This window comes from Collinsella aerofaciens, assembly GCF_028207065.1.
GTDB lineage: Bacteria > Actinomycetota > Coriobacteriia > Coriobacteriales > Coriobacteriaceae > Collinsella > Collinsella aerofaciens_AR.
In genome coordinates this window covers 102646-116767 of sequence record NZ_JAQLFP010000002.1, presented here as the reverse complement: position 1 = coordinate 116767, position 14122 = coordinate 102646, and the positions used below count along the sequence as shown (strand labels likewise).

Annotated in this window: 11 protein-coding genes and 1 tRNA gene; 1 reads left to right on the top strand and 11 read right to left on the bottom strand. The window is 60.0% G+C overall.

Annotated elements, in window-relative coordinates:
- Nucleotides 1–208: 208 nt before the first annotated feature.
- The 11 genes from PMX72_RS01585 to PMX72_RS01535 form a co-directional block, all read right to left on the bottom strand.
- Nucleotides 209–286: transfer RNA gene (locus tag PMX72_RS01585), tRNA-Asp, on the bottom strand.
- A 410-nt stretch (nt 287–696) separates the two neighbouring features.
- Nucleotides 697–1164 (bottom strand): YfcE family phosphodiesterase, encoded by a 468-nt coding sequence (locus PMX72_RS01580; protein WP_271728917.1) that lies wholly within the window; start codon nt 1162–1164, stop codon nt 697–699.
- 91 nt (nt 1165–1255) lie between these two features.
- Entirely contained in the window at nt 1256–1972 is a 717-nt protein-coding gene (locus PMX72_RS01575) for a LytR/AlgR family response regulator transcription factor (RefSeq protein WP_099432562.1), read from the bottom strand.
- 72 nt (nt 1973–2044) lie between these two features.
- Nucleotides 2045–3388, bottom strand: a complete 1344-nt coding sequence (locus tag PMX72_RS01570; RefSeq protein ID WP_089573243.1) for a histidine kinase — start codon at nt 3386–3388, stop codon at nt 2045–2047.
- The gene (locus PMX72_RS01565; RefSeq protein WP_271728916.1) at nt 3385–4572 is read right to left on the bottom strand and encodes a glycosyltransferase; all 1188 of its coding nucleotides are present in this window, start codon (nt 4570–4572) and stop codon (nt 3385–3387) included. The genes PMX72_RS01570 and PMX72_RS01565 overlap by 4 nt, the downstream gene beginning before the upstream one ends.
- Nucleotides 4573–4754: 182 nt before the next feature.
- The gene (locus tag PMX72_RS01560) at nt 4755–6005 is read right to left on the bottom strand and encodes an MFS transporter (protein ID WP_089573245.1); all 1251 of its coding nucleotides are present in this window, start codon (nt 6003–6005) and stop codon (nt 4755–4757) included.
- A gap of 101 nt (nt 6006–6106) precedes the next feature.
- A complete protein-coding gene (locus tag PMX72_RS01555) occupies nt 6107–7051 on the bottom strand; it encodes a zinc dependent phospholipase C family protein (protein WP_271728915.1) in 945 nt (314 codons plus the stop codon).
- 92 nt (nt 7052–7143) lie between these two features.
- Nucleotides 7144–7878 (bottom strand): LytR/AlgR family response regulator transcription factor, encoded by a 735-nt coding sequence (locus tag PMX72_RS01550; protein ID WP_271728913.1) that lies wholly within the window; start codon nt 7876–7878, stop codon nt 7144–7146.
- A 38-nt stretch (nt 7879–7916) separates the two neighbouring features.
- Nucleotides 7917–9302 (bottom strand): histidine kinase, encoded by a 1386-nt coding sequence (locus PMX72_RS01545; protein WP_271728912.1) that lies wholly within the window; start codon nt 9300–9302, stop codon nt 7917–7919.
- 117 nt (nt 9303–9419) lie between these two features.
- Nucleotides 9420–10697: a metal-dependent hydrolase family protein gene (locus PMX72_RS01540; RefSeq protein ID WP_271728910.1), complete on the bottom strand. Its 1278-nt coding sequence runs from the start codon at nt 10695–10697 to the stop codon at nt 9420–9422.
- 131 nt (nt 10698–10828) lie between these two features.
- Nucleotides 10829–12280, bottom strand: coding sequence for an APC family permease (locus PMX72_RS01535; protein WP_117629718.1), 1452 nt, complete (start codon nt 12278–12280; stop codon nt 10829–10831).
- A 521-nt stretch (nt 12281–12801) separates the two neighbouring features.
- Here PMX72_RS01535 and PMX72_RS01530 point away from each other — a divergent pair.
- The gene (locus PMX72_RS01530) at nt 12802–13674 is read left to right on the top strand and encodes a C39 family peptidase (RefSeq protein WP_271728907.1); all 873 of its coding nucleotides are present in this window, start codon (nt 12802–12804) and stop codon (nt 13672–13674) included.
- Nucleotides 13675–14122: the final 448 nt, after the last annotated feature.

Sequence of the window (14122 nt, the reverse complement as noted above, 5' to 3'; positions counted from 1 at the left end):
TTCTGGGCCATACGCCACCACCGCCCTCTCGACTCGGATTCCTTGCGGCCTGAACAATCGCAAGTGTCCGGCGAGGGGGCGGCTTTGTAAAGCCGGTTGTCCCCACCCGCATAGCGGGTGGTTTCTGATGCGGCGCGCTGCGCGCCCCGCACAGGCTAAAGCCTTTAAACGCAAAAAGCCACGTCCGAAGACGTGGCTTTAATTGCGTTGGCGGGAAGTACGGGGCTCGAACCCGCGACCTCCGACGTGACAGGCCGGCGCTCTAACCAAACTGAGCTAACTCCCCAGGCAGTCGTTCGCGTTTGTTTCCGCTCGCGTGCGCTGCGGGGATTAGTATACACAGAAGTCTGTCCGGTGCGCAACAACTTTTTTGAAAAAAATTTTTGGGCTGTCCGGGAGGGTTTCCCGGGCCGGCGGGCGGGGGTTAAGTTTGCTGCTCTACAGTCCTGCGCAAGACGGAAAGCACATTAAGTGCTTTCCTTTGCGTGCGGAACTCGCGACAAACTTAACCCCCGCCCGCCGGCCCGGGAAACCCTCCCTGCCGTCACTTAGTTCAACCAGTTTTGCGGGCGTGCGCCGCTGCGCGGCTAGCCCGCGTGCTCCTCGGCGGGGTTGGTCTGATGGATCTTGTTGAACTTCCGCCTTTGGCTCAAATGGAAACGGGGGACGCATCTGCATCCCCCGTTTTTGTTGCGGTTAGCCTAAATCAATAAACTTGGTGCTTATGACATGGCCGTCTTTGACGAGCATTCTGGCCATGGTGGGGCCTCGGGTGCCTCTTGGATAGCTGGCGCTGCCTGGGTTGAGTACCAAGCAGCGGCCTACTTGGGCTTCTTTGGTTACGTGGGTGTGACCGTTGATGGCTACGTCTACGGATCCCACAGGCAGGTCTTCACGGTAGTGGGCTACGGCGAATTTGAGGCCTTCGTAGGTGAAGAGGGCCAGACGGTCTACATCCGGGCCGTAGTCGCGGTAGTAGTCGTTGTTTCCTAGGACCGCTCGCACGGGGGCGATGGTGCATAGATGCTCGTAATCCATCTCTGAGGTGAGGTCTCCGGCGTGGATGATCAGATCTGCGCCCTTGAGCTCGCCCAGAAGCGCGGGCGAAAGATAGCCGTGGGTGTCCGAGATGATGTCGATGCGCTTGGCTCTTGCACTGTTCATGGGATCCCTTCTGCAAAACCGATTCGACGTATATACAAAAAGCCCCACGGCTCCGCAGACAATTGGTCTACAGGGCTGCGGGGCCAGTGTGCTAGAGGCTCAGGGCCTTCTTGAGCGGCACAACGCGGCGGCGCGAGACCGGCACGCGTTCGTCGACGCCCGTAATGCCCAGCTGGATAGCGCCCGAGGGCACCGTCTCGACATCTGTGACGCACGCCAAGTTGACGATATAGCGGCGATGAACGCGAAAGAAGCCAAAGTCGCAAAGCTTGGCCTCGAACTGAGCCAGCGAAGTCGTCGATAGAAAACGATCATCGACGGTATAAATACAGGAGTAATCGTCCTTGGCCATGATGAAGCGAATGTCATCCACGGGAATGAGGACCTTACGGCCGCCCTTTTCCACCGGAATGCGCTCGATGGTGGCCTTGCTGTCCGTGACGGGCTTGGCGCGCTGCATGACCTTCTCGATCGCGCGATCCAGGCGTGCCTCCTCAACCGGCTTCATTAGGTAATCGACGGCATCTACGTCGAACGCCTCGACGGCATGATCGCTATACGCGGTCACAAACACAATCGCCGGCGGATTCTTAAGCTTATGCAGTGCCTCGGCAAGCTGCAGACCAGAAGCGCCGGGCATCGAGATATCGAGAAATACGACATCGACGCGGCTTTCCATCAACATCTCAATGGCGGAGCGGACGCTCGACGCCTCAGTGATCGTGCCGATCTTGCCCGTCTGCTCGAGCAAGAAGCGAAGTTCCGAACGGGCCGGGGCCTCATCATCCACAATCATCGCACGCAGCATAGGGATTAAACCTTTCGTCAACAAACTACGCCGGGCATCCGCCGCTTGGCGTTGAGCCCATAGCCTTTTATTTTACTCTTGAATGTCAAAGATGCTCTCTGACAAATCAAGGTGCAGGAGCACTTTGGTGCCCTTGCCCGGCGCCGATTCGACGCGCGTATAGGAGTGCGGTCCATAAAAGCGATGGATGCGCTCAGAAATATTGTGCATGGCCACACCGGCGCCGCCGCCTTGCGGGGAACTGGCATCGGGGCGGGCGGAGCGCTCATCAAACAGCCTGGCGGCGGTGCCCTCGTCCATGCCCACACCGTTGTCGGCTACGGCAATCAGGATTGCGTCGTCGCCGTCTTGATGGACGGTCACATCGATCCGCAGGGCACCGTCATCGCCCATGCCATGCCGCACGGCGTTCTCGACGATGGGCTGTATTACAAAGGCCGGGACCAACGTGTCCTCGACATCCTCGGAGACATCGAAGGTCGCAAGCACGCGGTCCTCGCCAAAGCGCGCCTTCTCAAACGTCAGGTAGCGCTTGGTCTGGGCAACCTCGCGCGAGACCGGGATAAGCGACCCCGAGTTGTCGAGCGTGGCGCGATAGAACGACGAGAACTCGCGCAGCAGCTCGCGGGCGCGCAGCGGATCGGTGCGCGTAAACGACGCGATAGTGTTGAGCGTGTTGAACAGAAAGTGCGGATTGATCTGCGCTTGTAGGGCACGAACCTCGGCACGGGCCGTGAGCTCCTTTTGCACCTCGAGCTCGTGGATGGCGAGCTGCGTGGACAGGATCTCGGCAAAACCCGAGGCGAGCGCATACTGGGTACGGTCGACGGCACGCGGGGTCTTGTAGTAGAACTTGAGCGTGCCGACGGTGCGGTCGCCCACCTTGATGGGCGCGATGATACCGGCGGGAACATGGTTGTGCGAGCCATCCGAACCCACCACGTCCACCACGCGGTTGAACGACTGCACGATGCCGTGCTCAATGACGTAGCGCGTGGCAAGCGTGTGGATGGGCGAATCGGGCAGCAGCTTTTCCTCGAACTCGCCCGCGCAGGCCAGCACGTTGCCCTCATCGGTGATGGCAACGGTCATGGCACGTGTCTCGGGCAGGATACGCCGGCACACCAAAAGCGCCGATTCCTGCGTCAGACCGCCCTTAATGTCCTCGAGCATGGCCGAGGCAACCGAGAGCGTCTCCTCGGTGTACTGGGAGCGTACCGAATCGGGATTGAGCGTCAAAAAGATAAAGATGCACAGGAAGATGCACAGCAACGCACAGGCAATCACCGTGGCAATCGGCTCAATGCCAGTCGCCAGGGCAAAGATAAAGTACGCCAACACGCAAACGGCGCAGACAACGGCGATGATACGAAAGATTGAAATTGAATTATCGCGCTGGGCGCGGCGGTCGATCATTCAGCCCCCTCCAGGATGCTAATCAGTTGTGCGTCGCGCCAAAGTTCGTCCATAATCTTGGGCCAGAAACTCTGAAAACGCAGGTAGCTTGCGGCGTTTTGGCGGGCATAGGTCTTGGCCTCATCAATACCATGACGCCAGATGCGCAGATACCCCTCGTGCTCGCGGGTAAACATGCTGCGAACCATGGCGGTCTTGCACACGCGGTCGTCGAGCTCGCGCGAGATCCACGGACCCGGATAGGGCATGAGTGATGCGGCCGTAACCGGAATGAGCTCCTTTTGGTGCGCAGCGAACGTCAGCTTGGCCCGCTCGTAGTACCAACGGTACACGTCCTGCATAAAGCGCGGCGAGCGCTTCTCGGACTCGGGCGGCAGGTGGCGCACGGTCCACTCGTTATCGAACCACACGTCATAGCCGAACATGCGCATGTTAAACAGGTAGTCCAGATCCTCGCCGCGGGTGATAAACGGGTCGAAGGCCACGCGCGTAAAGGCGCGGGCGTGCAGGGCCATCAGGCCGCCGCACACGTAATTGGAGCGCGAGATGCGGGTGCCCGAGAGCGCCTTTTTCATCCAGCGATTGAACTCGATGCGCTTGGTCCACCAGCGATGGCAAATGCCCGCTTTGTCCGTGGGAGCCAGCGGCGACCCGTCGCGATCATAAAAGTATCCGCTCTTGACTAAAATCGGCAGGCCCTGACGCGTCTGCTGGCCCAGCGCATAGGTCGCACGCTTCATAAAGTCGGCATCGATGACGGTCTCGTCGTCATCCAAAAACACAACCGCGTCGTGCCCCAGCACCGCCGCGCAGGCAAGACCCATGTTGCGGATGGCGCCGTAGCCGCGCAGGCTCACGCACTCGCCCGAGCCTTTGGGCGCAATCTGTGCCACGCGGTCGGCAACACGCGAAGCCTGAGTATTGGTAACGACGGTGACCTTAAGTGTGAGATGCGCATTAACGATTTCGTGCACGCGATGGGATACGTCGGGCGTGACAGAAACCGGACAGACCACCAAGAGCATGATGCGCGGAATGTCACGCACCTGTTCGAGTGAAGTCAGGCAGCGATCGAGTTCCGGGTTGGCGGCGTTGAGCGACGTCGAGTGATCGTAGGTGCCGGGAGCGTTTGCTTGGGTATCATCGCCCGCCCAATATGTTGGGATCACAACCGTGGCGTTCATACCTTTACCCTCCTTGCAACACAAAAACGGGGCGCCGCCAAACACAGGCGACGCCCCGCGACCTAGCTGATTCCATCATACCCACTTGGGCTAAACATTGCTCGGAAGTCAGAATGATTTATGCGGCTACTTTCAAAAGAGTACTGTAGATAGGCACAATTGCTGTACTGAGCCCGGTTGCCTTACGCCGCCGCCTGAGTCATGCGGGACAGGCGGACCAGCAGCATAAAGCCAACAACCAGCAGCACGCCAATGGAAAGGACGCCCAGCGACGGGTTGCCGGTCAGCGAGGTGACGACCGACACTAGAAAGGTGCCCATGACGCTTGCATAACGACCAAAGATGTCAAAGAAGCCGTAGTACTCGTTGGATTTTTCTTTAGGGATAATGCGGCCAAAGTAGCTACGGCTGAGCGCTTGCACGCCACCCTGGAACAGGCCGACCATAATGGCAAGCACCCAGAACTCAAAGGCGGTCTTTAGGAAGAACGCGGCGAACAGCACAATGCCCATGTAGGCGGCGACCGCCACCAGAATCATGTTGAGCGTGCCCACGCGTCCGGCGAGCTTGCCGTAGATGATGGCGGACGGAAAGGCCACAAACTGCGTGACGAGCAGCGCCAGCACCAGCTGGGTCGAATCGATACCCAGAGCCGAGCCGTAGCTGGTTGCCATGGAAATGACCGTGTGCACACCGTCGATGTAGAAGAAGAACGCGATCATGTAGACCAGCACGGTCTTGTTGTGGGCGATCTCGCGCATGGTGTGTCCGACCTCGGAGAACACACCGCCCACGATGTGGCCGATGGTGTCCTGGGGACCGCGCTCGCGACCGTACTTTTGCTTATAGGTGCGAATGAGCGGCAGGGTAAAGATGAGCCACCAGGCACCGGTGATGATAAACGACAGACGCGTTGCCAGCATGGTGGGGACGCCGAGAGCGGGGCCACCCATGATAAGCGCCAGGCAAATGATGAACGGCACGGTGGAACCGATGTAGCCCCAGGCATAGCCCGAACTGGACACGGCGTCCATGCGCTCGTCGGTGGTAATGTCGGGCAGCATGGCGTCGTAGAACGTCATAGAAGAGTTAAGGCCGATGGTGCACAGCACGTACACGGTCAAAAATGCCATGGCGGACATTGGGATAGCCTGCGCCAGGCAAAGGACCAGGCCCGTGAGGAAGAAGCCCAAGAAGAACTTGATCTTGTTGCCAGCGTAATCGGCAAGCGCGCCCAGAATGGGCATGAGCATGGCAATGACTAGCGAGGCAATCGTCTGAGCGTTGCCCCAAGCGACCACCAGGTCTGCCGAGGAAGCACCGGTATTGATGGCGTTAAAGTAGATGGGCACCACCGAGGTATTGAGCAGCACGAGGGCCGAGTTGCCCACATCGTACATAACCCAGTTACGCTCGAGCTTGGTGTATTTCATGGACAGGGCCCCTTCGTATTCGCCCGATATGCAGTTAGTTCATCGTACCCCAATTGTCCAGAGGCGCCGGTAAGGATTCGGCAAAGGGGCACGCACGAGCCCTACTCCTCGCGGTCGAACTCTTCGTCGGCACCGAGCACGCGACCGCTGTAATTGACGTGGTTGGTCACGGCTTCCATATCGCCGGTCTCGATAAAGCGGGCGGCCGTGCACTCGTAATCGACCAGTGCGCGGTCAAAGACCTCGGGGAAACTCTCGTTCGAGACCTCGTCGGTAAAGGGGTTCTTCCATGCCAAGTGGCCCAGGTTGCCGGTACGCTCGGGCAGCTCGGTCGTCACACGGTGCGCAAGGCCGTCGAGCAGCGAATAATCGTGCACCAAGCCCTCGATCAGGGCAATCGCGCGCGTCTTGGCCGAACCGGCCGGCTCGATAGTGCGGTAGAGCAGCTGCATGTCGGCTACGGCGCCGGCGTACTCCCCCGCCGGGATGTCGATACCGTACACGCGCCCGGCGACGTAGCTCATCAGCACGCCGGCAACACGATTGATGCGGTCGGTCGTGACGATCTCGCCCGCCGGCGGATAATCCTCGACCGTTGCCCCATCGCGCTTGAGCTGCAGCATCAGCACGTCCAGGTCGCTTTCGAGCACGGCGTGAACTTGGCTGCCCGAAGCCTCGAGCTCGGGATCGGAGTCCACAATGCCAAACTGCTGCTCGTAAACAAAGGGGTGGGCATTGCGGTCGAGCACATAGTGCGACAGCAGGCCCAGCGCAAAGGCGCGACCCAGGTTGGCATCGCGCGGTTGCAGGTGCGACACGCCGTCGCGCAGACACGAGAACTGGCGCGACATACGCGAGCGGTGCATGACCTGAGCAAGCAACGTGCAATCGGAAACGCGCGGCGTGAGCATGTGGAAGAAAAACGGGTCGGGGCCCTGGTTGCCCAGGATAAAGGCAATACGCTCCTCGTCGGACGCGATGACGCCCTGCGGAAGACGGTCGATGCTTTCCTCGCCAAACAGATGATGCGTAATGAGCGCAGGCATAATGATCCTTTCGATTTCATTCGATGCCACCCATTATGCCCACCGCGCGCCCGTGCCAAACCTGCGGCGGTAAACGGTGGCGTGCGGACCGCTTACGCAAGCCCCAGGTGCGTCTTAACCTCGGCGGCGCGACGGCGGGACATGGGCACCGTCGAGGTCACGCGATCGAGCCTGAGCTCCATCAGGCCCGTGGAGCCGATCTCGACATTGTGCACGTCTTCCAAATTGACCAGATAACTGCGGTGGACACGGATAAAGCCCTCGGAGGCCAGGCGCCGCTCGAGCGAGGAAATCGACTCATTGATCAGGTATGTTCCCTCGGCGCAGACGGCGTTGCAAAAATCGGCGCGTGCCTCAAAGTAGCAGACATCCGCCACGGGAATGAACACCTTTTTGCCCCCGCGGTCCACCGTCAGACGCAAAGGCTGGCGCGGAGCGTGGACGACACGGCGAGCGCCCAGAGCGGTCTCGATCTTGTCGAGCGCCTTTGACAGGCGGGCATCCTCGACTGGCTTGACGATGTAATCGACGGCATCGAGGTTATAGGCATCGGCCGCATACTCGGCAAATGCCGTCACAAACACCACGACCGGCGGCGTCTTTAGGTTCTGCAGCGTCTCGGCAAGCTCGATTCCCGAGCGACCGGGCATCGTGATATCCAAAAACAAGACGTCGGGCTTGTTCGACAGGATCGATTCCACAGCCTCGGTGACATTGCCCGCCTCGGCAATCTGGCCCACACGCGCATCCTTTTCCAACAGATAACGTAGCTCAGCCCTAATAGGGGGCTCGTCATCAACCACCAAGATGTTCCAGTCTTCGGACATATGCGCTTCCCCTCTTTTTCTCTCAATCCAACCGCGCGCTACACCGTCATCGGCGCCGGCTCATGCGGCTCGCCGTTCAACTCAACGATGACCTGCGTCCCCACGCCCTCCTGGGACTTCACGCGCATGCCAGAATCTTCTCCGTAAAAGAAATGGATGCGCTGAAGCACGTTGAAGAGTGCCAGGCCGCAGCCTCGCTTGATGGAGCCGTCGGCGGTAATGCTCTCGGGCTCCTCTCGACGATGCTGCTCAAACAGGTGCGCGCAGACTTCTTCGCTCATGCCGATGCCGTCATCTTCGACGATGATCTCCAGGCCGTCATCGGTCTCAAAAGCCCTAACATGAATAGTAAGCGGCTCGGTCTCGCGCTGCGCATGCTTGATGCAGTTTTCGAGCAGCGGCTGCAAGATAAACGGCGGTACCAGGCTGTCGCGCACCTCAAAGTCGATGTCGACCGAAACGCGCAGACGGCCGTCGCCATACCGGGCCTGCATAAGATTGATATAACGAGTGCCCTGTTCCACCTCATGCTCGAGCGTGGTGAGCGTATCGGAGTCAGAAAGCGTCTGACGATAGTAATTGGAAAAGTCGATCAGCAGCGATCGCGCCTTGTCGGGCTCGGTTCGCACGAGCGACACGATAGTGCTGATGGTATTGAACAGAAAATGCGGGTCGACCTGCGACTGCAGGGCGCGCAGCTCCACGCGGGCCGTAAGCTCGTCCTGGCGCTCGAGCTCAAAGCTGGCGAGCTGCGTGGAAATGAGATCGGCAAAGCCCGAGGCCAACGCCGTCTGGCGCATATCGATGCTGCTCAGGCGGGGATAGTACAGCTCGAGCGTACCCACGCAATGCCCGCGCACGGTAAGCGGTGCGACAATACCGGCGCGCAGGCGGGGAAAATAGCCACCCGTCTCATTGGAGGTGTCACGCGAAAACACGCTCTGCTCGCCCGTCTCAATCACGTTGAGCGTGGTCTCGAGCACCACCGGGGTGCCGCCAGGGCACTTTGCCGAGTCCTCGCCCCAGCTTGCCAACACCTGTTTGCCATCGGTAAAGCAGATGGCAGAGGCGATGGTCTCGGACAGGATGATCTTAGAGGCGCCCTGGGCCGCTTCGGGCGTAAGGCCGCGCGACGTGTAGGCGAATATTTTTGATGCGATGGCGAGCGTACGGTCGGTTGCGCTCGATGTGAGGTCGTCGGGGACCACAAAGACATACGAGAAAAAGAAGCACAGCATGACCAGGCCGGCAATAACGACAACGCCCGGAACGGGATTGGGATTATCGGTTAAATCCCAGATAAGCAGCAGGATAAGCGCCGGAACGACAACACCGAGCAGGATGGCCTGAACCACATGCTGGGCCGTACGAAAGACCTTGGTAGAGTTGTAGCTCTTGCCCAGAATCAGCCTGTTTAAATCCACCGTCATCCCCTCTTGTCCGTAGCACCCATAGCAATAAAGAGGGCCGCAAGCGACCCTCTCCATTGCATTATGCAATCAAAAACTGTGTTTTACATCCAGCCATCGACAAACGGTAGCTTAGGCGCTGTATTTGTTGGCCTCGCCAAAGGTGCCAGCCTCGACGATCCAGCCGTCCTTCATGATGACGTCCATGTTGTCGGTGTTGAGCACGTGGATGTCGGCGGCGACGTCACCGTTGACGACCAGCAGGTCGGCGCACTTGCCAGCCTCGATGGAACCGGTCTCGTCCTCGATGTGGCACATCTTGGCACCGTTGAGGGTAGCGCAGGTGATGGTCTCGACCGGGGTGAAGCCGATCTTGTCGACAAACTCGTACATCTCCTCGATGGAGCAGGTGCCGTACGGGGTGACGAAGGAGAAGGAGTCGGAGCCGATCGTCATGACGACGCCGCGCTTCTTGGCCTCGCGCAGACAGTCGTAGTTGCGCTGCAGCTCCTTCTCGACCAGGGTGCCCTCGTACTTGTCGTGCAGCTCGGGGACGTAGACGGGCGGATAGGTGGCGTACCAGGTGGGCAGGAAGGCGATCGTCGGAGTGAAGAAGGTACCCTGCTCGGCCATGAGGTCCATGGTGCGCTCATCGATATCGAAGCCGTGGATCAGCTGCTCGCAGCCAAAGCGAACGGAATCGTAGGCAGCGGCGTGGTTGTTGTAGCAGTGGCTCCACACGGGGATGCCGACCATCTTTGCCTCTTCGACCACGGCCTGGATCTCCTCGGAGCAGTAGTGCTGGTCGCGACCGGAGTCCCAGCGCCAGATGGCGCCACCGGTAGCCCAGATCTTGATGGCATCGGGGTTCTCGCGCAGGCGACGACGGACGGCCTTGCGCAGATCCCAAGGACCATCGACCTGGTCGCCCCAGGGGTGGGATTCCTTGTTGAGCTCCTGGGTGCAGTGGTGAGAGTCACCGTGGCCGGCAACACGGCAGAAGCCAAGGCCGGTGGCCAGAACGCGCGGGCCCTTAAAGACGCCCTTGTCGATGCAGTCACGGATCTGGATACCAAAGCGGCCGATCTCGCAGACGGTGGTGAGGCCGTGGGTGAGGCAGTCGTAGGCCTGCTTGACGGCGACAGCCTGCTTCTCGAGGAGCGGCTGCATGACCCAGTCGGTATCATCGTCGGTCAGGTTGCCCGAGAAGTGCAGGTGGGTGTCGATCAGGCCGGGAAGGACGGTCTTGCCGGCGGCTTCGATAACCTCAACGCCCTCGGGAAGGTCCTGCATGACACCGGCGTACTCGATCTTGCCGTTGTCGTCGACGAGAACGAGGGAGTTCTCGACCGGCTCGGCACCGGTACCGTCGATGAGCTTGCCGCCAACGATTGCATACTTAGTGGACATGGTTCCTCCTTATGGATCCATATTGCGGGCGAGGCCGTGTTGGGTTAAGGCCTCACAAAGCTACCCAAGTGGTGCCAGGTTCGGTGCGCGGAAGAGAGGGTCCCGCGCACCCGATCCGCCCCGGCTAGGCGTTATTTTTTGCGGGAATTGGTGAAGGCCATGAGGGCCAGGCCAATGGCCAGCCAGCCGATCACGATGCTCCACTCCACCATGTTGAGGGAGGCGGGAGAGAACGGGATCACGAGCAGGCCGATGATGACGGCGCAGGCAGCGACAGCGAGGCAGATGCCAAACTTGCCGCCGGGCACCTCGTAGGGACGAGGCAGGTCGGGCTCGGTGAAGCGCATGCGCAGGCAAGCGAGGGCGACCATGCCGCAGGAGAAGATGAAGGCGAGGGCCGACACGTTGGTCAGAGGAATGAGCATGTTCTTGCCCAGGAACGGACCGATGACGGTGATGACGCCCAGGACGACGCAGGCGAGCTTGGGAGCGCCGGACTTGGGATCGACCTCGGCGAACTTCTCGGGCAGCTGGCCCTTGCGGCCCATGGCGAGCATGATGCGGCTCGTGGCGCCGTAGAAGGAGTTCATCGGGCCCATGGGTCCAAGCGTGGCGATGACGAGCATGGCCAGGTACAGGAGCATGTTGATGCCCTTGAGGCAGGCAAGCGCGGGAACCGGGCTCTTAACAAACTCATGCCAGTCGAGGATGGTGCCGAACGAGTAGATGCAGACCATGTAGAAGCCGCCTGCGGCCAGCAGGGCTAGGGAGATGATCTTGCCGAACTTGTTCCAGTTGAGGCCCTCGGCTGCTTCCTCAGCCTGCTGAGGAATGGTATCGAAGCCGGCGTAGAAGAACGGGGTCAAAACCAGGACCGACACGATGCCGGCGAACAGGCTGGTGCCCTCGGTAGCGGGCTTGCCGCCGCCAGCACCGGTGACCTGGGAGAACACGGGCATGGCGTGTTCCGGCGAACCGGTGAACAGCGAGACACCCATGGCGAGCAGCATGCCGCAGAGCAGAGCCTTGGTCAGGAAGGCCTGGAGCTTGGCGGCCGAGCTGGCACCGCGGAAGTTGAGGAAGATGACGTAGACTGCAAAGCCGAGCGCGATTAGCGTCGGGAACAGGTAAACGTCGGCGCCCAGGATGGTATAGAGCTTGACGGCACGCAGCCACTCAAGACCGGGCAGGCTGCCGAACATCTCGGACACGAGGGTCGAGATAGCGATTGCCTCCCACGGGCACAGGATGCCGTTGCCCAGGGCCAGGAGCCAACCGGTGATATAGCTCAGCGTACGGCCAAAGCTACGATCGACATACTCGACGATGCCGCCCGAGATGGGGATAGCAGCCGTGAGCTCACCGAAAACAGCTCCGACGGGCACGAGAAAGATTGCACCCAAGAGGAATGCGATCATAGCGGGAACGGGACCGCCGCCCACGACCATCCAGTCGCCGACCTGCAGAACCCAGCCAGTTCCGATGATGGCACCGAAACCGATGGTGAAGAAGTTCCAGAGCGAAAGCGTTTTCTTCATGCCGCCGTTACCTTCGACTGCAACTTCTGCGTTCTTGTCCGCCATTGTTCCCCTCCTTTCCTTATTGACGCCTCTTTGGCGTCACCCCTTGCGCGGTCTGTTTTGCCGCGCGCTTTTATTTCGTGGCTTTACAATACGGCCTTGGCACAGCAGCGCCGCTTGTGGCTCGACCGAAGGCAGAACTGCAAAACGAGCGGCGCCGTTTTTGGGACGAACGGCACGGTTTGCCGCTCATTGTTGTCGCCCGTCCGACGGGCGTACGCTCATCGGACGCATATAGAGATGTTTTTGAGGCCGTGTGTTTTGCGCCTTTCGTACCGTTTACCGAGCTTTTGACGCGCGGACCCATTTGTTGCACATCTTTTTTGTAGGATAGACAGGTTATACATGAGACAAGGCGGTACGAATGGCATACGGATACAACGACGGTGATCAACGGCGACAAAGCGTTCGCCTTGCTGGCCGCACCACGCCGACGCCCAGAAGTGCCACGAGCAGCAATCCGCAACGCCCTCAAGAGCAACCCAGGCCTTCGTCTCGGCAGCAGACAAACAGAACACGGCAGAGTGGCCGTCCGAGCACGGGCACAAGCGCACAGCAAGATAGCCGCTTGGGCGCGCACTCGACAGCGCCAAGCCGAGGTTCCGCAACTGCGCCGCAACGGCGCACGTCAGCCCGGCAGCCATATCAACCGCTTCTTTTCGCATCCCCAAGGCGGACGCGACGGCAAGCCCTACCGCTCGACATCGTACGTGAATGCCCCCGCCCTGCCGGCTCGTCGGCTTTGCCTCGCACTGTGCTCTATCCTCATCTGTCTGGTCTTTGTGCTTATGAGCTCCTGTATGTCCCACGGCTCGGCCGGTCTCGAGCCCACCGCCGAGGACAAGCTGCTCAAGGCCCCCGTCGCGCCCGGTTATTCTTTCGCCTTTTCGACCCCGCGCTCGCAATGGCAAGCCGGCACGATGCCCCATATCTATCAGATCGACCCTGCATGGTCGGAGCTGCCTTACGCCGGCGGTACCATCCGCCAAAATGCCTGCGGGCCTACGTGCCTCACCATGGTCTATATCTTTAAGACGGGACGCACCGATATGACCCCCGTCAATATGTGCGCGCTTTCCGAGGCAGGCAATTACGCCCCCACCGGTGCAACCGAATGGTCGTTTATGACGAGCGGTGCGTGGCAGTTGGGACTTAACGGAACGGAGCTTCATAACGATCGCGACTCGATGACTCAGGCGCTGCGTTCGGGAGCGCCCGTCATCGCCGCCGTTCGGCCGGGCACCTTTACCAACGTGGGCCACTACATTGTACTTTACGGTATTGACGACGCCGACCAGATTGAAGTCTTCGATCCCAACTCGGCCAGCCGCAGCGCCCGCCGCTGGGGCGTCGTAGAGGTCCTCAACGAAGTCGAAGCCATGTGGGCCTACTACTAGTCACTGGGGACAGACTTAAATGAGTGGTCTCTGGATGCCCGGAACTGCTGGCACGGAAAGTGCACCCCGCTTTGAAGTTCGATAGCGGGATGCGCTTTCCGTTAGCGGCCTGTTTGGGAAACTGGGGGCCATTTTTCGGGCAAATTCCGGGATGTATTTTCCGGTTGAGGGCCCCGGGGAAACTGTGCCCCATTTTGGACGCTCATTGTGAGATGCACTTTCCGCAGTTGATTGGTGCTACTCATTTAAGTCTGTCCCCAATGACTACCGATAGCAAAAGCCCCGCAGCCGGAGCGGACTGCGGGGCTCATGAAGAGAGGCTAGTTTGCGGGCGCTTTGCCTGGCGCCCACGGGAGAGGCAACGGAGTAGGGACTACTCGTGGATGCGGGTACCGGAGAGGCCGGCCATGGTCTCGGCGGCCTTGTCCAGGGCGCCGATGATGCAGGT